This is a genomic window from Corticibacter populi (genome assembly GCF_004217315.1).
Taxonomy (GTDB): Bacteria; Pseudomonadota; Gammaproteobacteria; order Burkholderiales; family Burkholderiaceae_C; genus Lampropedia; species Lampropedia populi.
Map to the genome: position 1 here is coordinate 201,744 of NZ_SGWR01000002.1, position 23,996 is coordinate 225,739.

Consider the following 23,996-nt stretch of genomic DNA (forward strand, 5'->3'; position numbering starts at 1 on the left):
AGTCTCCACCGGTCGTTTTAGCCAGCCAGGGGTGCATACCCGGTAGCCACGCTTTTTTTCGATGTCACCGACCGTTCGCCAACGCACTCTTAGCAAAGCCGTCAGCGCACACCCCGTTTTCAGTTTCATTGTTTCATCGTGGGGCGACCTAGGCTTGGTCTTTACCAGGCTCAACCGGTCGTTTTGGCCAGCCAACGGATACACGGATTCCTTCCGTGCATCCCATTAGCCAGGCATTTTTTGAACATGGCTTCGATCTGTGCGTCCAATGCCGCAGTTCCAAGCGCCTCCCCATGCAAAAAGGCCGACTTTGTCGGCCTTTTGCTTTTGCACTCATTCCCTGGCCTGCCCGCTCACAAGCGGCCTGGACCGCTCGCTAAAGACCATCCCCCAAACAGGGGGGCACGACGAAGCTGCCGCAGGGGGCTGGCGCTCAAAGTGCGGCAATGCCTGCCTTGGCGATCTGTGCATCCTCATTCGACTTGACGCCACTGACGCCCACGGCCCCGAGGAAGATACCATCCTTGACGATGGGTACGCCGCCTTCAAGCAGTCCATCGATGGTCGGCGCCGTCACGAAGGCGGTACGCCCGCCATTGATCATGTCCTCATAGCCCTTGGTTTCACGCTGGCCCACCGCCGCGGTGCGCGCCTTGGAGGCGGCGATGTGCGCCGACACCGGGGCCGCACCATCCAGACGCTGCAGCCACAGCAGATGTCCTCCGACATCGGCAATGGCGATGGTGACGGCCCACTGGTTCTGCAGGGCTTCGGCTTCGGCCGCTGCGGCAATGCGCTTGATGTCGGCGAGTTCAAGTTGCAGGCTGTTCTTCATGTCATCTCCTTTGATCCAAAACGATCTTCCAAATGGTCTTCAATGTGCCGTTGGCCGGTTTCGGTGCCGTTCAACGGCGGCGATACACGATCCCGCGGGGGGGGAGTGCCAGGCACCCGCTGGCAACCACGAACTCGGCAAGCCCCCGAACGGAATCGAACGGCGCATATCGTAATCGCTTGCACGCCAACGCGCACCGCCAAGGCCTGCCACACAGCGCCATCCGGGTAAAAACCTTGTGTTCTCACGGAATTATCGGACGCCCGGAGAGTCGCAACTAGAATAAAGCCACTTCTGTAACGTCTCAAAGGACCAGTCTCATGACCAATCGCGTTGACGCACACTCACCAGGCAGCCTGGACTACGGCATGGTGTCGGCCGTACGCCATCGCACGCTGCGCAATACCTACCTGCTGCTGGCTCTGTCCATGATCCCCACCGTGCTGGGCGCCATCGTGGGCCTGCGCACGGGCCTGGGCGCCAGTCTCAGCGGAGGTCTTGGCCTGATCGTTTTCCTGGCCGGCGCGTTCGGCTTCATCTATGCCATCGAGAAGAACAAGCATTCGGGCGCTGGTGTGGCCCTGCTGCTGGCCTTCACCTTCTTCATGGGTGTGATGCTCTCGCGCCTGCTGGGCTGGGTGCTGGGCTACGGCAACGGCGCACAACTGGTGATGACCGCCTTTGCTGGCACGGCCGGGGTGTTTGCCACGATGGCAACGCTCTCCACGGTCATCAAGCGCGACCTCAGCGGTTCCGGCAAGTGGCTCTTCGCCGGTGCTCTGGTGCTGTTCGTCTCGTTCCTGCTGAACTTCTTCTTCCAGTCCACGGCCTTTGCCGCTGCGCTGTCCACCGCTGCCATTGCGCTGTTCAGCTTCTGGCTGTTGTACGACCTCAAGCGCATCGTCGATGGCGGAGAGACCAACTACATCAGCGCCACGCTGTCTTTGTACCTGAGCGTTTTCAACATCTTCCAGAACCTGCTGGCGCTGCTGGGCATCTTTGGCGGCGACGACTGATCGCGCAGTCAGTAGGCACAGGCCTTCCCCCATCGGCCATCCCCATGGCAAGAACCTCCCGCAAGTCGGGAGGTTTTTGTTTGGCCTCCATCTAACGGCAAGGCCCTACCCAAGCCGCGAAATCACGCGTACATTTGCGGATTCGGCGCCCCGGAGCCCTTGGCTACCCGGCCCCGAGCGGCTCGCGCCGCCATGCGCACGGACCCGGCGCCACAAATGCGCTTCGTACAGACTCCGCGCGCCTGACGCCTCTCCAGCCGCCGCAAGCCCCTCGAAACGAGCACAGACCACCACCATCCATGCCTCCCATCGTTTTATCCGTGCAATCCCATGTGGCCTACGGCCATGCCGGCAACTCGGCCGCCGTGTTCCCGCTGCAGCGCCTGGGCATCGAAGTGCTGCCGGTGCACACCGTGCAGTTCTCCAACCACACCGGCTACGGCGCCTTTCGTGGCCAGGTGTTTGATGTCAACCATCTGCGCGAGATCTTTCTCGGCCTGGAGGACCGTGGCGTGCTGCCGCACATCTCGGCCATTCTGTCGGGCTACATGGGCGACAGCAGCATCGGTGATGCCATTCTCGACATTGCCGCGCGCATCAAGCAGGCCAACCCGGCCGCACTCTACCTGTGCGATCCGGTCTTCGGCGATGTCGGCCGCGGGGTTTTCGTGCGCCCCGGCATCCCCGAATACCACCGCAACCACACCATCGGCGCAGCGGACATCATGACACCCAACCAGTTCGAGTTCGAACAGCTCATGGGCACCACGCTGCACTCGGTTCCGCAGGCGCTAGAGGTGGCCCGCCAGCACATCGGCGACAGCCGCAAGGTCGTCGTCATCACCAGCCTGGTGACACCGGACATTGCCGAGGGCAACCTGGTGGCGCTGGCCGTGACCGCCAGCGATGCCTGGGCCGTGCAGACCCCCATCATCGACCGCAAGCCTCTTCCCAACGGCATGGGCGATGCCTTCTCGGCCATTCTGCTGGGCCACCTGTTGCTGGGCCAAGCCCTGCCCACCGCACTGGAACTGGCCACATCCAGCCTGTACGAGCTGGTGCAGCACACCGCCTCGGGCAATCGCGACCTGCCGCTTGTCGAGCAGCAGCAGCAAATCGTCGCGCCAGCCACCCGCTTTCACGCCCAGGCTGTGGCCTGACGGGACCCGTCCCTGCCAAGCGCAAAGGGCGCAGAAGGACCATAAAAAAGCGGGTTGGGTGCCAAAAGGCACCCAACCCGCTTTTTCCATCATGGGCCGGTCACGAATACGCCAGCCAGGCGTATCGCGCACGGGCAAGCATCAATCCGCGAACTGGCCAGCCGCACGAATCACCGTGCCCCACTTGTCGATCTCGGCTGCCACAAAGGCCTTGTGCTCGGCGGGCTTGATGCGGTCATCGGTAGCCACCACTGCACCCAGCGTGGTCTGGCGCTGAATGAATTCGGGGTCCTTCAAGGCTTCCTGCAAGGCTTGATTGAGCGTGTCGAGCACCTGCTGCGGCGTACCCTTGGGAGCGTACAGGCCATGCCAGATGGTCACGTTGAAGTCCGTCAGGCCCGACTCGCTCAGGGTCGGCAACTCCTGGAAGAGCTCCCCGGGCAAACGCTCGGTGGTAGTCACGGCATAGGCCTTGACCTTCTTGCTCTGGATGTGCGAGCTGGTGTTGGTGGTCTGGTCGCACAGCAGGTCGATCTGGCCGCCGATCAGGTCGGCGATCGCCGGAGCCGTGCCGCCATAAGGCACGGGCACCATGCTGATCTTGGTGGCATCCTGGAACATCAGGCCGCACAGGTGCGAGGCCGAACCAAGGCCGGCATTGCCCAGGTTGACGCCATTCTTGTGGCTGGCAATCCATTGCGACAGCTCGGCATAGGTATTGGCCTCCAGCGTCGGGCGGCCGATCAGGGTCATCGGTACGTCGTTGATGATGCCCAGGTACTCGAAATCATTGAGCACGTCGAAGGGCAAGCGGCGATACAGCGAAGGCATGGTGGACATGCCGATGTGGTTGAGCAGCAGGGTATGGCCGTCCGGTGCCGAGCGGGCGGCCTTGGCAGTGCCGATCGAGCTTCCGGCACCGGCGGCATTGTCGACCACCACCGATGCGCCACCGAGTTGCTTGCGCAACGCTTCGGCGAAATCACGTGCCACTTTGTCGGTCGGGCCACCAGCGGTGAACGGCACGATGATGGTGATGGGCTTGGTGCCCGGGAAGTTCTGGGCCTGCGCAGGCTGAGCCAGTGCCATGACCGCGGCGCCGATGGGCAGCAGGCAGGAGAAGGAAATGCGACGAGACATGAAGCCCCCTATTGATGTATGTAAAAGACCGCGGATGGTAAGCAATAGTGACATGTCCGGATATTGTGGATAACACTATGTCGACGGTTCTCCTGTCGCATCCGTGCCATGCGCCATCGACGCGTCGGCCAACGGCAACGGGGCAAGTGCCCTCATGCGGTCAAAAGGGCCTGGAGCCAGACGCCCGCTGGCGCATCCGACTGCGCCAGCGGGTCAACCTGCGCAAAGGCCGGTTGCGGCTCGCAGCGCATTGGCGACCTGCGGCACCAGGCAGTCATCGGCCTGTGTGGTACCGGCCCCGAACGCATAGGGGCCGGCGTCGCCTCGCGCATGCTGGCGCTGCAGCAGCACCTCCACCACCTGCAAGCCTTCGGCCTGCCAGCAGCGGCACGCCACCAGGAGGATTGCGCGCCAGGTATTGCGGCACGCGCTGCTCACGGTACCGCAGATTGATGGGCAGGTGTCGTACTCCAGGCCCTTGAGCGCCAGCGCAATGCGCACGTGGTAGGACGTGGAGCTGAAGCAATAGCCGTAGAGCCGGATGGTTTTGTCTCTTGTGCCGGCGCTGCGGCGGAACAGGCGAGATCAGCTGCGGCGCTGCAGCAGCCGTTCGGAAAGTCCCCGCAGCACCTCGGTATAGGCATTGTCGGGGAAACCTGCCAGTGCGGCGATGGCGCGTTCGGCCTCGCCGTGGGCGGCCTGACGGGCTACCTCAATGGCACCGGTAGCGCGCACGATCTCGATCACCTGCGTGAGCTGCGCGGTCGAGCCCTGCTCGATGGCCTCGCGCACGGTTTGTGCCTGCTGCGCCGTGCCGCGTTGCATCGCGGCGATGAGCGGCAGCGTGGCCTTGCCTTCACGCAGGTCGTCGCCGACGTTCTTGCCCATCTCGTCGGCGGCACCGTCGTAGTCGAGCACGTCATCAATGATCTGGAACGCCGTGCCCAGCGCCTGTCCGTACTCGGCCGCAGCACGCTCCTGGGCGGCATCCGCGCCGGCCAGGATCGCGGCGACCTGCGTACTGGCCTCGAACAGCTTGGCGGTCTTGGAGCGGATCACCTGCAGATAGCCCTGTTCACCCAGCGAGGCGTCATGCATGTTCAGCAGCTGCTGCACTTCGCCTTCGGCAATGATGTTGGTGCCAGCCGCCACCACTTGCATGACACGGATGTTGCCGGTCTCCACCATCATCTCGAAAGCGCGCGAATGCAGAAAATCGCCCACCAGCACACTGGCCGGATTGCCGAAACTCTCGTTGGCCGTGGGTTTGCCACGGCGCATGGTCGATTCGTCAACCACATCGTCATGCAACAACGTGGCCGTGTGGATGAATTCGATCACCGCCGCCATGTCATGGTGCCGGCTTCCCTTGTACTGCAGCGCATTGGCCACCAGCAGCAGCATGGCCGGACGCAGGCGCTTGCCGCCGGCCGAGATGATGTAGTGCGCCACCTGCCCGATCAGGGGCACATTGGTGGCCAGCCGCTGCGCAATGACGGCATCGACGGCGCGCATGTCCTGGGCAATCAACGTCAGGCCATGGTCGGAGCTGGAGTCAGTGCGGGTCATTGCAGAAAACCGGTCGCCTGGAGGCTGGCGTGATGAAGGTGAGCAAAGCGGCCATTATAGGGACTTGCCTGCCACGCCACGGGCTGCGCGAATCGCCTTCGATACCGCACCATCCAATGCGAACACATCTGAATCCTCTTGAGATATCCATAAGCATGCAGACCGTCTGCGCAAGGGTTTGCGGGCCCATCGTTTCGCTGCGGGCGTTTTCGCCGCATACTTCAGAAAACATCCTGAACGGGGCGGCCCTGCCCCTATGGCAACCATCCGACGGAATCGAACACCATGCAAGGCCATCCACAAGTCCTCGACACCCTCAATCACCTGCTGCGCGGCGAGCTCGCGGCCCGAGACCAGTACTTCGTGCACTCGCGCAGCTATGAAGACCAGGGCTTCCCAAAACTGTACGAGCGCCTCAACCACGAGATGGAAGAGGAAACCCAGCACGCCGACGCCATTCTGCGCCGCATCCTGATGCTGGACGGCCGTCCGGACATGCGCCCGTTGCCCTTCACGCCCGGCGAGACCGTCCCGGAGATGCTGCGCAAGGATCTGGAGACCGAATACGAGGTGCGTGCGCGCCTGCAGGCCGCCATGCAGCTGTGCGAGAGCGTGAGCGACTATGTGAGCCGCGACATGCTGCTGGCGCAATTGCGCGACACCGAGGAAGACCATGCCTACTGGCTCGAGAAGCAGCTGGGCCTGATCGAGAAGATCGGCCTGGAGAACTACCTGCAGTCGCAGTCCGCCTGACCGGCCACCTGTTGGCTATCCTCCATGGATCAATGGGCCGCACACGCAACGTGTACGGCCCATTTCGCTGATTGCCGAGTGAAGCGAATCGGGCCTTGCGCGTTCAGCGCTTGGCGGCCTGCCGGGTGCGGGCGCGCTGCGCCGGCGCCTTGGGCGCCGTGCTTGCCCTGGCGGTGCTGGTGGCGGCCGGGCGATAAATCACCAGGCGTTGGCCGGTCTTGAAGCGCGTGTTTCGCCCCACCTTGTTCCATTCCGCGACATCCGCGGCGGCAACCCCATAGCGCCGCGCCAGCGTGGCCACCGTCTCGCCCTTGCGCGCCACCACCGTGGTGCGACGCAACTGCCGCTGCGGCATCAGCTTGAGCTGGCCGTTGTGGGCCAGTTCCTCCGCCACGTCATACAGGGTGGCGGCGCTGCGCGGCACCAGCAGGGCCGAGCCCGAGGCGATCAGCATGTTCGCCGGAATCCGGTTGACGCTGCGCAGTTCCTTCTCATCGACGCCCAGACTGCTGGCCACCTCCTTCGCATTCATGGTGCGCGGCGTGGTCCAGACCGTCCAGCTGGCGAGGCGGCCATCGCGGTGATTGGCAAGATTGCGGCGGAAGGTCTGCGCATTGTCCCAGGGCAGCAGCACCTCGGTGGTGGCCGCCGAGAGAATTACCGGCCCGTTGTGGGAGGGGTTGAGGGTGCGGAAATCGTCAACGCCGATGCCGGCGAGTTGTGCCACCAGCTCCACATCCATGTCGCGGGCGATGTCAACGATGTCGAAGTACGGGTGATTGCCGATGTCCGGCAGCACCACGCCAAAGGCCGCCGGGTCGCGGATGATGTTCTTGACGGCCTGGAACTTGGGCACGTACATGCGGGTTTCATCGGGCATGCTCAGGTCGGTATAGCCCACACCCAGCCCGAGGTTCTGGTTCTTGGCCATGGCCCGCCCCACGCTGCCCTCGCCCCAGTTGTAGGCAGCCAGTGCCAGGTGCCAGTCGCCGAACATGTCATGGAGCTTTTGCAGGTAATCCAGTGCAGCGCGGGTCGAGGCCAGCACGTCGCGGCGATCATCGCGAAAGGCGTTCTGGCGCAGGTCGAAATACGTGCCGGTGGCGGGCATGAACTGCCACATGCCCGCCGCCTTGGCGTGCGAGACGGCCTGCGGGTTGAAGGCACTCTCGATATAGGGCAGCAGCGCCAGCTCGGTCGGCATGTTGCGCCGCTCCAGTTCCTCGACGATGTGGAACAGGTACTTGCTGGAGCGATCGGCCATGCGCTGGATGTACTCCGGCCGACTGGCGTACCAGTCCTCGCGGTCATGCACCATGTCGGTATCCAGGTCGGGCATCGCAAAGCCCGCTCGCAGGCGCTGCCACAGGTCAGCCGGCGGCTGCAGCCCCTGCACGGCCCAGCTGTCCAGATTGCCCGGCGTGATCGGCGTGAGCGCGCCGCTCGGGATGACCGGCTGGAGCGCCGCCTCATCCGATCGCTGCGACTCCAGCGTGCCGCAGGCGGCCAGCAACAGTGTAAGCACCAGCGCCAGGGCGCTCCGAAACAGAAATGGCATGGACATGATCAGAAATCGTTCTTCCAGTTGCGCAAAGCCGCAAAATAGTCGGCATCGGTTTGCAGGCGTGCGCCACCCGCATGCTGTGCGATGGCCTGGCGCACCTGCGGCAGCCGGATGCGCAGAAACGGGTTGATGGCGCATTCATCGGCCATGCGCGTCGGCAGGGTCGGCAGTTGCCGCTCCCGCAGGCGCTGCCCCCGCGTCACGGCCTGGCGCAGCGCCGCATTGTCCGGCTCGACCGCCTCGGCGAAAGCCAGATTGCCCAGTGTGTATTCGTGCGCGCTGCACACCAGGGTCGCCGCGGGCAGTGCCGCGAGCCGGTCGAGCGAGGCGAGCATTTGCCCGGCCGAGCCTTCGAACAGCCGGCCGCAGCCGGCGCTGAACAGCGTGTCGCCACAGAACAGCACCGGGGCCACGCCTTGCCGCAACGGCACGTGCGCAGCAAAAAAGGCGATGTGCCCGGCCGTGTGCCCGGGCACGTCGAGCACCTGCCAGTCCTGGTCGAGCGCCTGCACGAAATCGCCCCCCTGCAAAGGCGTCACCGGCACCGGCAAGACTTCGTGCGCCGGTCCGAACACCTGCGCGCCGCTGCTTTGCTGCAGCAGCGCGGCGCCAGCCGTGTGATCGCCATGATGGTGGGTGATTAGAATGGTCTGCAGCAGCAGCTGCCGCTCATGCAGCGCCTGCAGTACCGGTGCGGCGTCGCCGGGGTCGACCACCATGGCATGCCGCCCGTCGTCGAGCAGCCAGATATAGTTGTCGCCAAGCGCGGGAATCGCCTGCAGGGAAAGCGCGGTATGCATGTCAGAAGAATGCGGTTGGAAAAAGCAGTGGCGACAGGCGGAACGACCATGGCCCGCTCCTGCGGACGCATCGGTGCAGGCGGCCAGACACGGCGCACGCGCAGGACGGGGCATCCCGAGAGGACAGCACGATCATGAACAGGCGTTGATGCAATGAAGTTCGACACATGGCTGACCAGTGCCGCCGCAGGGCGTTATGTACAGCGCTGGCAGCAGAACCATTATGACGAGACGGTGGCCGACATCTTCGGCTTCTACGCCTTGCAAATGGGCACGCCGGCCATCGCCGGGCTGCGCAACAACCGCATTCCCAACACCTGGCACATGGCTCTCGAAAGCGAAGCGCGGCCGCAGGGCGAAGGTATACCACAACCAGAGGCGGCTGCCACTCCAACGCAAACCGGCGTGGCGAGCACGATGGCCGCAGCCGACTTCCAGGCAGCGCCCGAAGCTCTGCCGTTCGGTGCCGACCAGTTCGACCTGATCGTGATGCCCCACACCCTGGAGGCCTGCCACCAGCCCCACGCGGCCCTGCGCGAAGCCACGCGGGTGCTGCGCCCGGAGGGGCGCCTGATCATCAGCGGCTTCAACCCGGCCCGCATCCTCTGGGGCCTGCGGCCCACCGAACCGGCGCTGGATCTGGGCGAGCCGATCGGCTACCTGCGTCTGCGCGACTGGCTGCAGTTGCTGAACCTCGAGGTCGAGGACGTGCGCTCGGGCTGCTACATTCCCGGCTTCGAGCGCGAGCGCTGGTTCGGGCGCCTGGCCTGGATCGACCGGCTGGCCGAGAACCGCTTCTCCTTCCTCGGCGGCGTGTACTTCATCGTCGCGACGAAAAAGGTCCAGGGCGTGCGCATGATGGAGACCGACTGGCGCCAGTACCGCACGAAGCCGGTGCGCATGCCGGTGCTGAACCGCCAACGCTGAAGGCCGTGCTCGCCATTCATCCTTCCCCACACGCACGTCGGCATTGGCAAAAAAGATGTGCTCTGATAGAATGCGCAGTTCATTTCCGCCACGATTGCTGATGCGCCCTTGTGCGTTCGGCTTTGGCGCGGCGATGAAATCAGGGTTTTCCGCCCCGGATTCGCATTCTCTGCGGCCTGGCGGGATCAGTTTTTTGTAAAGGGTTTTTCATGTACGCAGTCATAAAAACCGGTGGCAAGCAGTATCGCGTTGCCGCTGGCGAAAAGATCAAAGTAGAACAGATTGCTGCGGACGTAGGCCAGGAAATCGTGCTCGATCAAGTGCTTGCCATCGGCAGCGGCGCTGATCTGAAAGTCGGCACGCCTTTGGTTTCCGGCGCCAGCGTCAAGGCAACTGTGGTCTCTCAGGGCAAGCACGACAAGGTGCGCATCTTCAAGCTGCGCCGTCGCAAGCACTACATCAAGCACCAGGGCCACCGCCAGCGCTACACCGAGCTGCAAATTGGCGACATCGCCGCCTGATTGAACGGCACGAAAGGATTCTGAAATGGCACAGAAAAAAGGCGGCGGCTCTACGCGCAACGGACGTGATTCCAAGCCCAAGATGCTGGGCGTCAAGGCCTACGGCGGCGAACTGGTGAGCGCAGGCTCCATCATCGTGCGCCAACGCGGCACGCGCCTGCATGCCGGCACCAATGTCGGCATCGGCAAGGACCACACCCTCTACGCACTGGTGGACGGCCACGTCAGCTTCCGCCACAAGGGCGCACAGAACAAGCACACGGTGGAAATCACCCCCGCAGCCTGAGCGAACACCGCACAGACTTGAGCTTGACAAAGCCCCGCTTGCGGGGCTTTTGTTGCTTTGGAAGGTCCGCCCCAGCCCAGGCCGGCGGGCCATGCAGGACCGAAAGGAAAAGCGCATGAAATTCGTTGACGAAGCCTACATCGAGGTGGCCGCAGGCGACGGCGGCAATGGCTGCTCGTCCTTTCGGCACGAGAAATACAAGGAATACGGCGGCCCCGATGGCGGTGATGGCGGCCGCGGCGGCCACGTCTATGTGGTGGCCGACACCAATCTCAATACGCTGATCGACTTCCGCTACGCACGCCGCCACGAAGCCAAACGCGGCCAGCACGGCATGGGCTCGGACATGTTCGGCGCCGCTGGCGACGACCTGACGCTGCGCATGCCGGTCGGCACCATCATCAGCGATGCCGAGACCGGTGATGTGCTGCTTGAACTGCTGGTGCCCGGCGAGAAGCAAATCCTCGCCAAGGGCGGCGACGGCGGCTTTGGCAACATGCACTTCAAGAGCTCGACCAATCGCTCGCCACGGCAGAAGACCATGGGCAAGCCGGGCGACCGCTACAGCATCAAGCTCGAACTCAAGGTGCTGGCCGACGTGGGCCTGCTGGGCATGCCCAATGCGGGCAAATCGACGTTCATCACCGCCGTCTCGAACGCGCGGCCCAAGGTGGCTGACTACCCGTTCACCACGCTGCACCCCAACCTGGGTGTGGTGCGCGTGGCGCCGGAGCAGAGCTTCGTGGTGGCCGACATTCCCGGTCTGATCGAGGGTGCGTCCGAAGGCGCGGGTCTGGGGCACCAGTTCCTGCGCCATCTGCAGCGCACCGGCCTGCTGTTGCACATCGTCGACGTCGCGCCATTCGACGACAGCATCGACCCGGTGGCCCAGGCCAAGGCAATTGCCGAGGAACTGCGCAAGTACGACGAGGAACTGCACGAAAAGCCGCGCTGGCTGGTGCTCAACAAGATCGACATGCTCGACGAGGCGGCCCGCAAGGCGGTGCGCCAGAAGATGATCGAGGGTCTGAAGTGGAAGGGTCCGGTGTACGAGATTTCGGCCCTGGCGCGCGAGGGCTGCGAGGCACTGATCCGCGACATCTACCAGTACCTGCACGCGCAAAAGCCCCCCACCGAGGAAGAGAAGGAAGCGCTTTTTGATCCGCGCTTCGACCGCTGAGGTGCGCCACGGCCCATTGCCCGGCGCCGTCAGACGCTCAAAATGGTTCCCGCAGCCCGGCGCCAAACTGCCGGGACATTGACGCAGCGCAATGGCGGCTCGATCGGCCCGCCAACCGGCCCGCTCGTCATGGACCGGTCATCACCCAGCGGCTACGATGATGACGAACGTGGACGCAGCGCGTCCGCGACCGAATCATTCACCGACTCCCGAAAGGAAATGTCCATGTCCACACTGAACGGAAAAACCATTCTGGTCACCGGCGCCGCGCAAGGCATTGGCCGCGGCATCGCGCTGCGCCTGGCCGCCGATGGCGCCCGCATCGCACTGGTGGATATCAAGGCCGACAAGCTGGCCGAGGTGCAAAAGGAAATCGAGGCGCTGGGCCACAAGGCCACCACCTTCGTCGCCGACGTCAGCAAGCGCGCTGACGTCTATGCCGCCATCGACCACGCCGAGCAGGCGCTGGGCGGCTTCGACGTGATGATCAACAATGCCGGCATCTCGCAAGTGCAGCCGCTCGCCGACGTCACCGAGGCAGAGCTCGAACGCATCTTCCGCATCAACGTCGACAGCGTGGTTTGGGGCATCCAGGCGGCGGCCAAGAAGTTCCAGGCCCGCAAGCAAGGCGGCAAGATCATCAATGCCTCCTCGATCGCCGGCCATGATGGCTTTGCGCTGCTGGGCGTGTACTCGGCCACCAAGTTCGCCGTGCGCGCGCTGACCCAGGCCGCCGCCAAGGAGTATGCGAGCTCGGGCATCACCGTCAACGCCTATTGTCCCGGCATCGTCGGCACCGACATGTGGGTGGAGATTGACGAGCGCTTTGCCGAGCTGACCGGCGCCCCCAAGGGGGCCACCTACGAGAAGTACGTCTCTGGCATCGCACTGGGCCGCGCCCAGACGCCCGAGGACGTGGCGGCGCTGGTGTCCTTCCTCGCCGGCAAGGATTCGGACTACATCACCGGCCAGGCCATCCTGACCGATGGCGGCATCGTCTACCGCTGAGCATCCGCGTCCCCCTCCTCATGCACAACGCCCGCAGGTAACCGATGCCTGCGGGCGTTTTCCCTTTTTGGAAGAACCTGTTCACGATCTTTTCGCGGGCCACGTTGGCCCGCAAGGCGATGCGATGCAAGACGCAAACCGCGGTCGGGCCGGTGGCCCGGCGAGGATTTGTCACACCGCACCGCGCGCCTGCCGGGACAACCCGAAGGGCAGGAGGTCAAAAGCGCGCCGGGCGGCGTTGCCCACTGCATTTTTGACCTCCCGCGTGACCCGCAAAAAGATCGTGAGCAGGTTCTAAGGCGCGCCAAGGGCATGGCGCGGCGGGATGCCGCTTTCAGCGGGCGCGGTCGAGCAGCAGGTACAGCAGGATCGCGCCAAAGGTGGCCGTGCCGATGCCCGCCATCGCGAAGCCGCCGAAATGCAGCGTGAAGTCGCCCGTGCCCAGAATCAGCGTGATGGCCGCGACAATCAGGTTCTTGCTCTGCGAAAAATCGACCCGGTTGTCCACCCAGATCTTGGCGCCGGCCACCGCGATCAGGCCGAACACCACGATGGAGACACCACCCATCACCGGTAGCGGGATGGCCTGGATCACTGCGCCGAACTTCGGCGAGAAGCCCAGCAGCACGGCCAGCACCGCCGCCACCAGGAAGATCGCCGTCGAGTAGATGCGTGTGGCGGCCATCACGCCGATGTTCTCCGCATAGGTGGTCACGCCGGTACCGCCAACGCTGCCGCTGACCACGGTGGCCACCCCATCGCCGATGAAGGCCCGGCCCATGTACTGGTCGATGTTGCGGCCCGTCATCGCCGTAACCGCCTTGATGTGGCCCAGGTTCTCGGCCACCAGGATGATCGCCACCGGCGCGATCAGCAGGATGGCGCGGCTCTCGAACACCGGCGCATGGAATTGCGGCAGGCCCAGCCAGGCGGCGCTGGCGATGCCGCCGAAATCGACCGGCTTGCCCCAACCCATCACGTTGGTGGCCAGGAAATACAGCACGCTGGCGACGATCAGGCCCACCAGGATCAGCAGGCGCTGCAGCATGCCGCGCGTGAACACCGCCACCAGCGCCACGCAGACAAAGGTGACAACCTGCATCCAGCTCTCGAAATTGTTGGCCGCCATGTTCTTGACGGGAATCGCCGCGAGATTGAGGCCGATCACCGCCACGATGCCGCCGGTGACCACCGGTGGCATGAGTCGCTCGATCCAGCCGGTGCCGATCGCCTGGACCAACAGGCCGATGAGCATGTAGATGACCCCGCAGACGATGATGCCGCCCAGCGCCAGGCCGATATTGGGATTGACGCCGCCGCCGGCATGGCCGGTCACGGCCAGCACCACGGCGATGAAGGCAAAGCTCGAACCCAGGTAGCTGGGCACCTTGCCACCGGTGATGAAAAAGAAGATCAGCGTGCCGATGCCACTCATCAGCACCGCCACATTCGGGTCGAAGCCCATCAGAATCGGCGCCAGGATGGTCGAGCCGAACATGGCGATGACGTGCTGCACGCCTATGATGCCGGTCTGCGGCCAGGGCAGACGCTCGTCGGGGGCGATGACGCCGCCGCCATCGAGCGCTTGTGGTGATTTTTCGGTCCAGTTGAACATGTATGCCGCCTTTGCATTGCCGTGCAGAGCCGGGGCCGGCTCTGCCGGGGCGCAAGCATACACCCACCCAAGAACACCCAACCCGCCGCCCGCACCACACGGGCGACGATTTTTCACATCGGGTTATTTCTCGGCAAAGGCACGTTCGACGACGAATTCTCCCGGCTTGGAGGTATTGCCTTCGATGAAGCCGCGCTGCTCGAACAGCGTCTTCAGGTCGAACAGCATGGCCGGGCTGCCGCAGATCATGATGCGGTCTTCCTCACGGTTGAGGGCCGGCACGCCCAGGTCGGCAAACAGCTTGCCGGTCTCGATCAGCGTGGTGATGCGGCCCTGGTTGCGGAACTCCTCGCGCGTGACGGTCGGATAGTACTTGAGCTTGCCCTTGACGAATTCGCCCAGGAATTCATGCTCCGGCAGCGTGTGGTTGATCAGCTCCTGGTAGGCCAGTTCGTTGACGAAGCGCGTGCCATGAACCAGCACCACTTCCTCGAAGCGCTCGTAGGTCTCAGGGTCGCGGATGATGCTGAGGAACGGTGCCAGGCCGGTGCCTGTCGAGAGCAGGTAGAGGCGCTTGCCGGGCAGCAGGTAATCCAGCAGCAGCGTGCCGGTGGGCTTTCTGCCCACCAGCAGCGTGTCGCCAACCTGGATGTGCTGGAGGCGCGAGGTCAGCGGGCCATCGGGCACCTTGATGCTGAAGAACTCCAGATGCTCCTCGTAATTGGCACTGGCGATGCTGTAGGCACGCAGCAGGGGCTTGCCATCCACCTTCAGGCCGATCATCGTGAAATGACCATTGGAGAAACGCAGCGAGGCATCGCGCGTGGTCTTGAAACTGAACAACGTATCGTTCCAGTGGTGGATGGACAGGACTTTTTCCTCGTTGAAGGCACTCATGATGCGTTTTCGCTTCCGATGACGATGACGGGCCGGTGCCACGGCACCCCGCCCCCCACAGGCAGCGGACCTGACACAAAGCAATGAAGGCCCGCATTGCAAACGGGCCGCCAAGTATTTTCCCTGATTTTTCAGAACCGCCGGTTATAAAGCGGCCGGATGCTGCAGAACCAACTCATTTAGATTGCCGTGGGCGGCAAAAGACCGTGCGGCAGGCACCAACCAACGAGGCTGGCGCGCCATGACTCAGAACCTGTTCGGGTTCTTAGCGCTCGATGCGGCGCTCAAGGGCGTCCACAAACATGGCGGCCACGTCGAAGCCGGTCTGGTTGGTGATCTCCTGGAAGCCAGTCGGACTGGTCACATTGATCTCGGTCACGCAGTCGCCAATGATGTCAAGGCCCACCAGCAGCAGGCCACGGCCAGCCAGGATCGGCCCCAGGCGCGCCGCGATCTCGCTGTCGCGCGGGCTCAGTGGCTGCGCCACCGCCTTGCCCCCCACTGCCATGTTGCCGCGGATCTCGCTGCCCTGCGGAATGCGCGCCAGCGCATGGGGCACGACCTCGCCATCGATCAGCAGCACGCGCTTGTCGCCGTGCACGATGTCAGGGATGTAGCGCTGCACCATCACAGAGGTGCCACCGTGGCGGTTGAGCGTCTCGATGATGCTGCCCAGGTTCAGGCCGTCGGCTCCGACGCGGAAGATGCCCATGCCCCCCATGCCATCGAGCGGCTTGAGGATGATGTCGCCGTGTTCGGCATGGAAGGCGCGGATGCGCTCGGGCTCGCGCGTCACCAGCGTCGGGCCGATCAGCTCCGGGAACTCCAGGATGTCGAGCTTCTCCGGGTGCTCGCGCAGCGCGGCGGCATGGTTGAACACCTTGGCGCCTTCGCGCTCGCCCTGGCTGAGCAGGTGCGTGGTGTAGAAGAACTCGCTGTCGAACGGCGGATCCTTGCGCATCAGCACCGCGTCGAAATCGGCCAGCGCCACCTCACGCGCCTCCTCCTCATGCCACCAGGGCAGATGCTGGCTGGCGTGGGCCTGCAAATCATCGACCGGCAGGAGCGTGATGGGCAGACTGCGCGCGCTCACGCGCCCGCCCCGCAGCCAGAAGATCTGCGCCGGCTCGCAAACGTGCACCGCGTGGCCGCGCCGCTGCGCCTCACGCATCATCACGTAGGTGGTGTCCTTGTGGATCTTGAAACTGGCCAGCGGATCGACGACAAACAGGAAATCCATGATGGGCAAACTCCATCGGCGGCACTGGTGCGGCCACCGCAGGTGAACAAGGGAACGGACGGCGCGGCCAACCTGCATGCCGGGCATGCGGCCGTGTTGTCGCACAGGATGGCGCCACGGCCTTCTGGATGCCGGGGCGCTACTGCCAGTGACTCTACTGCAGGTTTGCCACCCGCATATCCATCAGGGAAAACGATGGTGGCTTTTCGCGCATTCTGAGCGCAAGCCCTCTTACAAAAAAAGCACGTGCGTGCTTAAACTGGCTGCGCGAAACATCAACAACCACCATCAGGAGACAAGCAGCATGAAAAAGGCTTTCGCACTCGGCATCATCGCCGTCGCCGCCGCGCCCGTCTGGGCGCAATCGACGACGCAGCTCTATGGCATCGTGGACGCGGCGGTGCGCTACACCACCAATGAGGGGCCTGCAACCGACAAGGGCAGGTCGCGCACGCAGATGATCGGCGGCGGGATGTCGCAAAGCCGTTGGGGCCTGAACATCACCGAGGATTTGGGCAACGGCCTGAAGGTCCGGGCCAACTTCGAACAGCGCGTGCTGACCGAGAGCGGCAGCGTGGTCGGCGGCGGTTTCCAGCACGCCTGGGTCGCACTGCAAAGCAATCAGTGGGGCCAGCTCCTGATGGGCCGGCACTGGAACGTGATGTTCGACCTGTTCACCAGCACCTTCGCGTCCTACCCCTATTCGCCCTACATGGAAGCGTTCAAGCCGGAGATCGGCATGTCGATGGGCGCACGCAGCAACGACATGCTCAAGTACACCGCCGAGTTGGGCAAGATCCGCTTCAGCCTGCAGACCACGCTGAAGGGCGAAGGCACGACCACGGTGCCAGGCGCAGGCACCTTCTCGACCGGAGGCAAATCCACCGGCGGCTACATCCGCTATGCCGATAACGGCTGGGCGATCGGCGCCGGCTATCTCGAGCGCAAGTTCGGCAGCAGCGACAAGAAGCTCAAGTCCTATGCGCTGGGCGGCTCCTACCGCACCGGCCCCTGGTACTTCAACGCAGCCTATGGCGAGAACAAGCACAACCTGGACGGCCAGGCCAACTGCGGCGCCAACCTGCAATGCCATGTCGACTACTCTGTGCTGAGCACACTGTGGGCCGGCAGCTCCAACGGCGGCTTCAGCGGTCCGGCCTTCACGGCAGCCAACAAGCGGCGCATGGCGACCGTCGGCGCCGGCTACCAGATCACGCCGCAGCTCAATATCGGTGCGCACTACTGGTACGCCAAGCAGAGCGGTCGCACCGCGCTGGCCGACGGCAAGGCGCACTTCTTCTCCACCATTCTCGACTATGCGTTCTCCAAGCGCACCGACGCCTATGTCGGCATCGACTACATCAAGCTCAACGGCGACAATCTGTCGCTCACCGATTCGAGCGGCGCGGCCAACGGCGCCAAGAGCCGTACCGGCGTGACCGTGGGCCTGCGCCATCGTTTCTGAACGCCCTCAGCCTCGATTTGCGGAACTCGTCCCGCCGCCTCGTGCCGCGGACTTTTTTTCGGCTGCGGCGCCGCCTGCGCGGCGCTGGCATACTTGTCCCCATGGACAACATCGACCAAGAGATTGCCAGCGCCGCGGCCGCGCTGGTGGTCGAGGAAGGAATGGACCTGGAACAGGCCAAGAAACGCGCAGCCAGGCAGTTGGGTCTGCCGGCGCGCACGCGCCTGCCGGACAACCAGGCCATGGACGCGGCCATCCGCGAGTACATCAGCATCTTTTGCGCCGACACGCAACCTGCCGAGCTGCAAGCACTGCGTGCCGCGGCCCTGTACTGGATGGAGCAGTTGGAGGACTTCGCGCCGCTGCTCGGCGGCGCGGTCTGGCATGGCACCGCCACCAGCCACAGCGACATTCATCTGCAGCTCTTCCATGATGACGCCAAAGCGTTGGCGCTGTGGCTGCTCGACCGGCACCTGGCCTACGAAAGCCGCGAAGCAGCAGGGCTGCAGGGCCGCCCCACCGAAGTGATGGTGCTGCAGGTGCCCTGCCCGGGCCTGCCCGAGCCGGTGCTGCTGTGCCTCTGGAACAACGATGGCGCGATGCGGCGCGGCGCGCTCAGCGCCGGCAGGGACGGCACGGCGCCACGCGGCGGCCCGCAGGCCCTCAAGGCGCGGATGGCACAATGAAGCCATGACCTCCCCGCCCTCCTCCATACCGCCCCGGCAAGCTGCAGTCAGTCGCCGCCACTGGCTGGCAGCCGGTGGCATCGGCCTGATGCTCGCCGGAGCCGGTGGCTACATGGCGCTGCGCGCCCGTGGCGACAGCCAGGGCCTCGCGTCGCGCCCCGACCCGCTGTGGGATCTGGAACTGCCACAGCTCGACGGCGCGCCACTGCGGCTGGCCGGCCTGCGTGGCAAACCACTCTTACTCAACTTCTGGGCCACCTGGTGCGCCCCCTGCGTCGAGGAACTGCCGCTGATCAACGCCTTCGACCAACAAGAAGCCCGCTGGCAGGTCGTGGGCATTGCCGTCGACACGCCCGAGAATGTGACGCGCTTCATGCAGCGCTTTGCGCTCGGCTTCCCGGTGGGCGTGGCCGGGGCGGCGGGCGTGGGACTGGCGCGCGAACTAGGCAACACTGGCGGCGGCCTGCCATTCACCGTAGTGGCCGACGCCAGCGGCATGATCAGGGCACGCAAGATCGGGCAGCTGCATGCGCAGGATCTCGCCGACTGGCAGCGCATGTTCTGAGCGAAGATCGGGACAATTGACACCAGTTTCACGCAAAGGTCGGAAACACCATTCCGCCGGATGACACGGAAGCCAGTGCAAACCAGGCCGAAAATCTATAAAATAGATGGTTTTCGCATGAGATCATGAGAATTGCCCGGGGTTGGCAGTTTTCTGCGTTACATTGCGCCCCTGCTTACCGCAACCCCACCCCATCGTTGGAGCCGATATGGATCTGAGAAAACTCAAAACCCTGATCGACCTTGTGTCCGAGTCGAACGTCACCGAACTGGAGATCACCGAGGCAGAAGGCAAGGTTCGCATCGTCAAGGGCGGTGCCGTGGCCCAGGCCCAAATCATCCCGGTCGCCGCGCAGGCTCCGGTGGTGGCCGCTCCGGCAGCAGTGGCAGCGGCCCCCGCCGCGGCAGAGGCCCCTGCGGCCCCCGCCGGCGCAGCCATCACGGCGCCGATGGTTGGCACCTTCTACCGCTCGCCCAGCCCGGGCGCCGACGCATTCGTCGAAGTGGGCTCGCAGGTCAAGGAAGGCCAGACCGTCTGCATCATCGAAGCCATGAAGATCCTCAACGAGATCGAAGCCGACCGCTCCGGCACCATCAAGCAGATCCTCATCGACAATGGCCAGGCCGTCGAGTACGGCCAGCCGCTGTTCATCATCGAATAAGCGCCGCAGACCGCCGGCAGCGACTCCTTTTCAGCCCCCGCCGAGGGGCTGATGCGTATATTCCAAGCGGCCGCCACGGGCGCGCGCGAGGTGTCAACCATGTTCAAGAAAATTCTGATTGCCAACCGCGGGGAAATCGCCCTGCGCATCCAGCGCGCCTGCCGCGAACTGGGCGTCAAGGCGGTGATGGTGTATTCCGAGGCCGACCGCGACGCCAAATACGTGCGCCTGGCCGAGGAGGCCGTCTGCATCGGCCCGGCGCCAGCCGGCCAGAGCTATCTGCAGATGCCGGCGATCATCTCGGCGGCCGAAGTCAGCGATGCCGAGGCCATCCACCCGGGCTACGGCTTTCTGAGCGAGAACGCCGACTTTGCCGAACGCGTCGAGCAAAGCGGCTTCACCTTCATCGGCCCGACCGCGCAATCGATCCGCATCATGGGCGACAAGGTCTCGGCCAAGCAGTCCATGATCAAGGCCGGTGTGCCCTGCGTGCCCGGCTCGGATGGCGAGCTGCCCGACGACCCGGCCGAGATCCGCCGCATCGCCAAGAACATCGGCTACCCGGTCATCATCAAGGCCGCTGGCGGCGGCGGCGGGCGCGGCATGCGCGTGGTGCATACCGAGGCGGCGCTGGTCAATGCCGTGCAGATGACCAAGAGCGAGGCGCAGGCGGCATTCGGCAATCCGTCCGTCTACATGGAGAAGTTCCTGCAGAACCCCCGCCACATCGAGATCCAGGTGCTGGCCGACAACTACAAGAACGCCGTCTATCTGGGCGAGCGCGACTGCTCCATGCAGCGGCGCCACCAGAAGGTCATCGAGGAGGCACCGGCCTTCGGCATTCCGCGCCGCCTGATCGAGAAGATCGGCGAGCGCTGCGCCGCCGCCTGCAAGCGCATCGGCTACCGCGGCGCCGGCACCTTCGAGTTCCTCTACGAGAACGGCGAGTTCTACTTCATCGAGATGAACACGCGCGTGCAGGTCGAGCACCCGGTCACCGAAATGATCACCGGCATCGACATCGTCAAGAACCAGATCCTGGTGGCCGCCGGTGAGAAACTGCCTTTCACGCAACGCCAGATCCAGATCCGCGGCCACGCCATCGAGTGCCGCATCAACGCCGAAGATCCTTACAAGTTCTTCCCCTCTCCCGGCCGCATCACCGCCTGGCACGCGCCGGGAGGCCCTGGCGTGCGGGTCGATTCGCACATCTACTCGGGCTACTTCGTGCCGCCCAACTACGACTCGATGATCGGCAAGATCATCGTGCATGGCGACACCCGCGAGGAAGCCCTGGCGCGCATGCGCACGGCCCTGCTCGAGACCGTGGTGGAAGGCATCAAGACCAACATCCCGCTGCACCGCGAGCTGATGGTCGATGCCAGCTTCTGCGCCGGCGGCACCAACATCCACTACCTGGAGCATTGGCTGGAACAGCGTTCCGGCCTGCTCTGAGCGAAGGCATTTCCGCTATGTACGTCCTGAACCTGCTGTGCCCGCAAGACCGGGTCGAGATCGTCGGCGAGTCCCTCGAGGCCCTGGATGCGCTGAGCGTGTCTGTCGAGGACGCCGACGCGCAGACCCCTGCCGAACAGGCGCTGTTCGGCGAGCCGGGTTTCACGCCCGAGCGGCAGGCCTGGCAGCGCAGCACCATCAGCGCCCTCTTCGCCGAGCAGGCACAGGCCGAGAACGCCGCCAAGCTGCTGGTCGTGCAGGACTTCTTCGAGGGCTGCCAAGTGGCGGCGCTGCAGGAAGTGCCTGACCTGGACTGGGTCAGCCTGACGCAGTCGCAGTTCGCCCCCGTCGAGATCACCCCGGAATTCTGGATCGTGCCGAGCTGGCACGAAGTGCCCGGGCAGGCCCGCGTGGTGATCGAACTCGACCCCGGCATGGCCTTCGGCACCGGCACCCACCCGACCACCCGCATGTGCCTGCGCTGGCTGGCCCGCCAGGCGGGGCAGGACAGCCTGCAGGGACGCACGGTACTCGACTATGGCTGTGGCTCGGGCATCCTGGCGATCGCCGCGGCCAAGTTCGGCGCAGAGCGCATCGACGCTGTCGACATCGACGAGGCCGCCATTGCGGCAACCGTCGCCAATGCCGAGAAAAACCAGGTGGCGCTGCGCAGCGGTCTGCCCGACATTGCCGCCGCCCACTACGATGTGGTGCTGGCCAACATCCTGGCCAATCCGCTGCAGGTGCTCGCGCCGCTGCTGTGCCAGCACGTGGCCGCCGGTGGGCACCTGGTGCTCGCGGGCATCCTCGAGCGCCAGGCCGAACTGCTGCAGAAGGCCTATGCGCCATGGCTGCAACTCGAGGTGACCGACAGCGAGGACGGCTGGATCCTGATGACGGCCCGCAAGCCCGCCACTGCCTGAGCGGCTTCGGCCGTATGCTGATGAGTTGGGCACAGCCGCCCGCACGCGGCGGCATCGGGCACAATAACGGCTTCACATTCGCGGCATCGCGCCGCCTTCGTGCCCAGCCCCGTCAGCCAGGGCACATCCGCCCACGCCCGCTCCCGTATCCATGAGCCTCGTCACCCGTTGTCCGGCATGCGGCACCCGCTTCAAGCTGGCGCCGCAGCAACTGCAAGCATCCGATGGCTGGGTCCGCTGCGGTCGCTGCAGCGGTATCTTTGACGCCACCCAATACCTGCAGCCCAGCCTGCCCCCGGAAGAAATGGTGCCCGCCGGGGTGCCGGAGCAAGAACGCGCCCAGCAGCCGCACGGTCCCGACTCCATCCAGACGACGCCCGCGCCAGAATCCGTGCCCGCCATGGCAGACGACGGGCAGGCATCGGCACCACAGCCGCAGGATCAGGCGTTTTCACCAGCCACCAACACCAATGGCCTCGGCCCCGAGGCGCTGACGCCCCCGCCCATCTCCGGCGCACTACCGGGAACGGAGGCCCCGGAGCCCGAACCCGACAGCCAGCTGCCCGAAGAGCGTCTGGCCGAAAAATGGCGCAACGCGCTGGACGCCACCTTCGCCCCCTCTTCGGCGGCACCGTCGAACGCCCCCCCTGCCCCCGTGCGCCCCGATCGGGCCGAGGCCTGGGCCGATGCGTCAGAGTCAGAGGTGGCCGCGCAGCGTTTTCGCGAGGAGGTCGAGCGCTGGCAGGCCATCCAGCAGGAGCCGCCAGCCGGACCGCCGGGCTCCGCCATCCCGGCCACTGGCATTTCCTACGACTTGCGCAAACCCGGCGACCAAGAGGACGACGAGCCCATCACACCGGCCGCACCCTTCGCCCCCGGCCCGAATGACAACGGCGAAAACGGCACCCCCTCAGCCCCGCCCTTGCCAGACCCCGTGCTGGATGCCACGCCAGCCGAGCACATCTTCCCGCCGCCCTCAGGCAGCGCGCTCACCCACCCGACTGTGCCCGAAGCGAACTTCGGCACCGCGTCCGCAAAGCCAAGGCCGGAGCAGACGCGGACACCAGACGAAACTGATCCGCAGGTCCCCGCCGGTGCCGCGGCATCCGCCGAAGAGGATGTGCTGCCGGAGCGACCGGTGGTCGACGAGGAAACCCTGGCGGCCTACCACGCCGCGTTCAGCGACACGCAGGAGCTGCGCTTCGTGCAGCAGGCCGAGCGCCAGGCCTTCTGGCGCCGCCCCGGCGTGCGCGCCGCGCAAATCACGCTGCTGGTGCTGCTGCTGGCCGCGCTGGGCCTGCAGTATGTGTTCCAGAACCGCGATGCGATTGCCGCCATCAACCCACAGCTGCGCGGCCACCTGGAGAGCGCCTGCCGTGCCCTGCGTTGCCAGATCAAGCCCTGGCAGGCGCTTGATCAGCTGGCCATCGAAGGCTCGACCTTCCAGTCCGAGCCCGATGGCAGCTACACGCTGTCATGGACCGTGCGCAACCAGAGCGGCCAATGGGTGCAGACCCCGGCGCTGGCATTGAGCCTGCGCGATGCCAGCGAGCAGGTCGTCACACGCCGCCAGCTGCTGCCCGCCGACATTGCACAGGCGCCCGTCCAGATCCCGCCACGTGGCAGCTGGCAGGCGCGCCAGGCGCTGCGCGTGACGGTACCGGCCGACGAGATCACCGGCTATCAGTTGCAGATTTTCTATCCCGAATAGGCTCGGCGGCGCGCAGCGC

The 23,996-nt window shown here is 64.8% G+C and carries 24 protein-coding genes; 15 read left to right on the plus strand and 9 right to left on the minus strand.

Annotated features, from left to right (window positions below; genetic code table 11):
• Positions 1–433 precede the first annotated feature (433 nt).
• A complete protein-coding gene (locus tag EV687_RS07100; protein WP_122230747.1) occupies positions 434–835 on the minus strand; it encodes a heme-binding protein in 402 nt (133 codons plus the stop codon).
• A gap of 320 nt (positions 836–1,155) precedes the next feature.
• Here EV687_RS07100 and EV687_RS07105 point away from each other — a divergent pair, with 320 nt between their 5' ends.
• The gene (locus EV687_RS07105; RefSeq protein ID WP_122230749.1) at positions 1,156–1,851 is read left to right on the plus strand and encodes a Bax inhibitor-1 family protein; all 696 of its coding nucleotides are present in this window, start codon (positions 1,156–1,158) and stop codon (positions 1,849–1,851) included.
• A 299-nt stretch (positions 1,852–2,150) separates the two neighbouring features.
• Positions 2,151–3,011, plus strand: a complete 861-nt coding sequence (gene pdxY / locus EV687_RS07110; protein WP_122230751.1) for a pyridoxal kinase PdxY — start codon at positions 2,151–2,153, stop codon at positions 3,009–3,011.
• Between the two features lie 141 nt (positions 3,012–3,152).
• Here pdxY and EV687_RS07115 read toward each other — a convergent pair whose 3' ends face one another.
• The 3 genes from EV687_RS07115 to EV687_RS07125 form a co-directional block, all read right to left on the minus strand.
• The gene (locus EV687_RS07115; protein WP_207226409.1) at positions 3,153–4,151 is read right to left on the minus strand and encodes a tripartite tricarboxylate transporter substrate-binding protein; all 999 of its coding nucleotides are present in this window, start codon (positions 4,149–4,151) and stop codon (positions 3,153–3,155) included.
• A gap of 213 nt (positions 4,152–4,364) precedes the next feature.
• Positions 4,365–4,652, minus strand: coding sequence for a hypothetical protein (locus tag EV687_RS07120; RefSeq protein WP_122230753.1), 288 nt, complete (start codon positions 4,650–4,652; stop codon positions 4,365–4,367).
• 84 nt (positions 4,653–4,736) lie between these two features.
• Positions 4,737–5,666 carry a polyprenyl synthetase family protein gene (locus tag EV687_RS07125; protein ID WP_122231185.1) on the minus strand — a complete coding sequence of 310 codons (930 nt, stop codon included), beginning with the start codon at positions 5,664–5,666 and terminating at the stop codon, positions 4,737–4,739.
• A 339-nt stretch (positions 5,667–6,005) separates the two neighbouring features.
• Here EV687_RS07125 and bfr point away from each other — a divergent pair, with 339 nt between their 5' ends.
• Positions 6,006–6,473, plus strand: a complete 468-nt coding sequence (gene bfr / locus EV687_RS07130) for a bacterioferritin (RefSeq protein ID WP_122230755.1) — start codon at positions 6,006–6,008, stop codon at positions 6,471–6,473.
• A gap of 103 nt (positions 6,474–6,576) precedes the next feature.
• On the opposite strand, the gene EV687_RS07135 is transcribed toward bfr, so the two are convergent.
• A complete protein-coding gene (locus EV687_RS07135; RefSeq protein WP_122230757.1) occupies positions 6,577–8,037 on the minus strand; it encodes a transglycosylase SLT domain-containing protein in 1,461 nt (486 codons plus the stop codon).
• A gap of 2 nt (positions 8,038–8,039) precedes the next feature.
• On the minus strand, positions 8,040–8,837 hold the full coding sequence (gene gloB / locus EV687_RS07140) for a hydroxyacylglutathione hydrolase (protein WP_122230759.1): 798 nt from the start codon (positions 8,835–8,837) through the stop codon (positions 8,040–8,042).
• Between the two features lie 153 nt (positions 8,838–8,990).
• Here gloB and EV687_RS07145 point away from each other — a divergent pair, with 153 nt between their 5' ends.
• From EV687_RS07145 to EV687_RS07165, 5 genes are all read left to right on the plus strand, one after another.
• A complete protein-coding gene (locus EV687_RS07145) occupies positions 8,991–9,764 on the plus strand; it encodes a class I SAM-dependent methyltransferase (protein WP_122230761.1) in 774 nt (257 codons plus the stop codon).
• A gap of 209 nt (positions 9,765–9,973) precedes the next feature.
• Positions 9,974–10,285, plus strand: coding sequence for a 50S ribosomal protein L21 (gene rplU, locus EV687_RS07150; protein ID WP_122230763.1), 312 nt, complete (start codon positions 9,974–9,976; stop codon positions 10,283–10,285).
• Positions 10,286–10,310: 25 nt separating this feature from the next.
• Positions 10,311–10,571, plus strand: coding sequence for a 50S ribosomal protein L27 (gene rpmA / locus EV687_RS07155; protein WP_122230765.1), 261 nt, complete (start codon positions 10,311–10,313; stop codon positions 10,569–10,571).
• Positions 10,572–10,686: 115 nt separating this feature from the next.
• Positions 10,687–11,751, plus strand: a complete 1,065-nt coding sequence (cgtA, locus tag EV687_RS07160) for an Obg family GTPase CgtA (RefSeq protein ID WP_122231187.1) — start codon at positions 10,687–10,689, stop codon at positions 11,749–11,751.
• A 225-nt stretch (positions 11,752–11,976) separates the two neighbouring features.
• Complete coding sequence (locus EV687_RS07165) at positions 11,977–12,759, plus strand: acetoin reductase (protein WP_122231189.1); 783 nt, start codon at positions 11,977–11,979, stop codon at positions 12,757–12,759.
• A gap of 334 nt (positions 12,760–13,093) precedes the next feature.
• Here the strand turns inward: EV687_RS07165 and EV687_RS07170 are convergent, their stop codons facing one another.
• From EV687_RS07170 to gshB, 3 genes are all read right to left on the minus strand, one after another.
• Positions 13,094–14,374, minus strand: a complete 1,281-nt coding sequence (locus EV687_RS07170; RefSeq protein WP_122230767.1) for a solute carrier family 23 protein — start codon at positions 14,372–14,374, stop codon at positions 13,094–13,096.
• Between the two features lie 123 nt (positions 14,375–14,497).
• Positions 14,498–15,271: a ferredoxin--NADP reductase gene (locus EV687_RS07175; RefSeq protein ID WP_122230769.1), complete on the minus strand. Its 774-nt coding sequence runs from the start codon at positions 15,269–15,271 to the stop codon at positions 14,498–14,500.
• A 265-nt stretch (positions 15,272–15,536) separates the two neighbouring features.
• A complete protein-coding gene (gene gshB / locus EV687_RS07180) occupies positions 15,537–16,511 on the minus strand; it encodes a glutathione synthase (RefSeq protein WP_122230771.1) in 975 nt (324 codons plus the stop codon).
• Positions 16,512–16,815: 304 nt separating this feature from the next.
• Here gshB and EV687_RS07185 point away from each other — a divergent pair, with 304 nt between their 5' ends.
• The 7 genes from EV687_RS07185 to EV687_RS07215 all read left to right on the plus strand — a co-directional run bounded on the left by EV687_RS07185 (position 16,816) and on the right by EV687_RS07215 (position 23,977).
• Positions 16,816–17,976 carry a porin gene (locus tag EV687_RS07185; RefSeq protein ID WP_122230774.1) on the plus strand — a complete coding sequence of 387 codons (1,161 nt, stop codon included), beginning with the start codon at positions 16,816–16,818 and terminating at the stop codon, positions 17,974–17,976.
• A 101-nt stretch (positions 17,977–18,077) separates the two neighbouring features.
• On the plus strand, positions 18,078–18,662 hold the full coding sequence (locus EV687_RS07190) for a hypothetical protein (RefSeq protein ID WP_122230776.1): 585 nt from the start codon (positions 18,078–18,080) through the stop codon (positions 18,660–18,662).
• A 4-nt stretch (positions 18,663–18,666) separates the two neighbouring features.
• Positions 18,667–19,227 (plus strand): TlpA family protein disulfide reductase, encoded by a 561-nt coding sequence (locus EV687_RS07195; RefSeq protein WP_122230778.1) that lies wholly within the window; start codon positions 18,667–18,669, stop codon positions 19,225–19,227.
• A gap of 208 nt (positions 19,228–19,435) precedes the next feature.
• Positions 19,436–19,888 (plus strand): acetyl-CoA carboxylase biotin carboxyl carrier protein, encoded by a 453-nt coding sequence (gene accB / locus EV687_RS07200; RefSeq protein ID WP_122230780.1) that lies wholly within the window; start codon positions 19,436–19,438, stop codon positions 19,886–19,888.
• A 99-nt stretch (positions 19,889–19,987) separates the two neighbouring features.
• Positions 19,988–21,343: an acetyl-CoA carboxylase biotin carboxylase subunit gene (gene accC, locus EV687_RS07205; RefSeq protein WP_122230782.1), complete on the plus strand. Its 1,356-nt coding sequence runs from the start codon at positions 19,988–19,990 to the stop codon at positions 21,341–21,343.
• Positions 21,344–21,360: 17 nt separating this feature from the next.
• Positions 21,361–22,266 carry a 50S ribosomal protein L11 methyltransferase gene (gene prmA, locus EV687_RS07210; RefSeq protein ID WP_122230784.1) on the plus strand — a complete coding sequence of 302 codons (906 nt, stop codon included), beginning with the start codon at positions 21,361–21,363 and terminating at the stop codon, positions 22,264–22,266.
• A 151-nt stretch (positions 22,267–22,417) separates the two neighbouring features.
• Complete coding sequence (locus EV687_RS07215; protein WP_122231191.1) at positions 22,418–23,977, plus strand: DUF3426 domain-containing protein; 1,560 nt, start codon at positions 22,418–22,420, stop codon at positions 23,975–23,977.
• Positions 23,978–23,996 lie beyond the last annotated feature (19 nt).

Bases quoted from the DNA above. Each gene is read 5' to 3' on its own strand.
- rpmA (WP_122230765.1), top strand. From the start codon at position 10,311: ATGGCACAGAAAAAAGGCGGCGGCTCTACGCGCAACGGACGTGATTCC.
- EV687_RS07145 (WP_122230761.1), top strand. From the start codon at position 8,991: ATGAAGTTCGACACATGGCTGACCAGTGCCGCCGCAGGGCGTTATGTA.
- EV687_RS07190 (WP_122230776.1), top strand. From the start codon at position 18,078: ATGGACAACATCGACCAAGAGATTGCCAGCGCCGCGGCCGCGCTGGTG.
- EV687_RS07170 (WP_122230767.1), bottom strand. From the start codon at position 14,374: ATGTTCAACTGGACCGAAAAATCACCACAAGCGCTCGATGGCGGCGGC.
- pdxY (WP_122230751.1), top strand. From the start codon at position 2,151: ATGCCTCCCATCGTTTTATCCGTGCAATCCCATGTGGCCTACGGCCAT.
- bfr (WP_122230755.1), top strand. From the start codon at position 6,006: ATGCAAGGCCATCCACAAGTCCTCGACACCCTCAATCACCTGCTGCGC.
- prmA (WP_122230784.1), top strand. From the start codon at position 21,361: ATGTACGTCCTGAACCTGCTGTGCCCGCAAGACCGGGTCGAGATCGTC.
- EV687_RS07165 (WP_122231189.1), top strand. From the start codon at position 11,977: ATGTCCACACTGAACGGAAAAACCATTCTGGTCACCGGCGCCGCGCAA.
- cgtA (WP_122231187.1), top strand. From the start codon at position 10,687: ATGAAATTCGTTGACGAAGCCTACATCGAGGTGGCCGCAGGCGACGGC.
- EV687_RS07105 (WP_122230749.1), top strand. From the start codon at position 1,156: ATGACCAATCGCGTTGACGCACACTCACCAGGCAGCCTGGACTACGGC.
- accC (WP_122230782.1), top strand. From the start codon at position 19,988: ATGTTCAAGAAAATTCTGATTGCCAACCGCGGGGAAATCGCCCTGCGC.
- EV687_RS07125 (WP_122231185.1), bottom strand. From the start codon at position 5,666: ATGCGCGCCGTCGATGCCGTCATTGCGCAGCGGCTGGCCACCAATGTG.
- EV687_RS07115 (WP_207226409.1), bottom strand. From the start codon at position 4,151: ATGTCTCGTCGCATTTCCTTCTCCTGCCTGCTGCCCATCGGCGCCGCG.
- EV687_RS07175 (WP_122230769.1), bottom strand. From the start codon at position 15,271: ATGAGTGCCTTCAACGAGGAAAAAGTCCTGTCCATCCACCACTGGAAC.
- gloB (WP_122230759.1), bottom strand. From the start codon at position 8,837: ATGCATACCGCGCTTTCCCTGCAGGCGATTCCCGCGCTTGGCGACAAC.
- accB (WP_122230780.1), top strand. From the start codon at position 19,436: ATGGATCTGAGAAAACTCAAAACCCTGATCGACCTTGTGTCCGAGTCG.
- EV687_RS07195 (WP_122230778.1), top strand. From the start codon at position 18,667: ATGACCTCCCCGCCCTCCTCCATACCGCCCCGGCAAGCTGCAGTCAGT.
- EV687_RS07100 (WP_122230747.1), bottom strand. From the start codon at position 835: ATGAAGAACAGCCTGCAACTTGAACTCGCCGACATCAAGCGCATTGCC.
- EV687_RS07135 (WP_122230757.1), bottom strand. From the start codon at position 8,037: ATGTCCATGCCATTTCTGTTTCGGAGCGCCCTGGCGCTGGTGCTTACA.
- gshB (WP_122230771.1), bottom strand. From the start codon at position 16,511: ATGGATTTCCTGTTTGTCGTCGATCCGCTGGCCAGTTTCAAGATCCAC.
- rplU (WP_122230763.1), top strand. From the start codon at position 9,974: ATGTACGCAGTCATAAAAACCGGTGGCAAGCAGTATCGCGTTGCCGCT.
- EV687_RS07215 (WP_122231191.1), top strand. From the start codon at position 22,418: ATGAGCCTCGTCACCCGTTGTCCGGCATGCGGCACCCGCTTCAAGCTG.
- EV687_RS07185 (WP_122230774.1), top strand. From the start codon at position 16,816: ATGAAAAAGGCTTTCGCACTCGGCATCATCGCCGTCGCCGCCGCGCCC.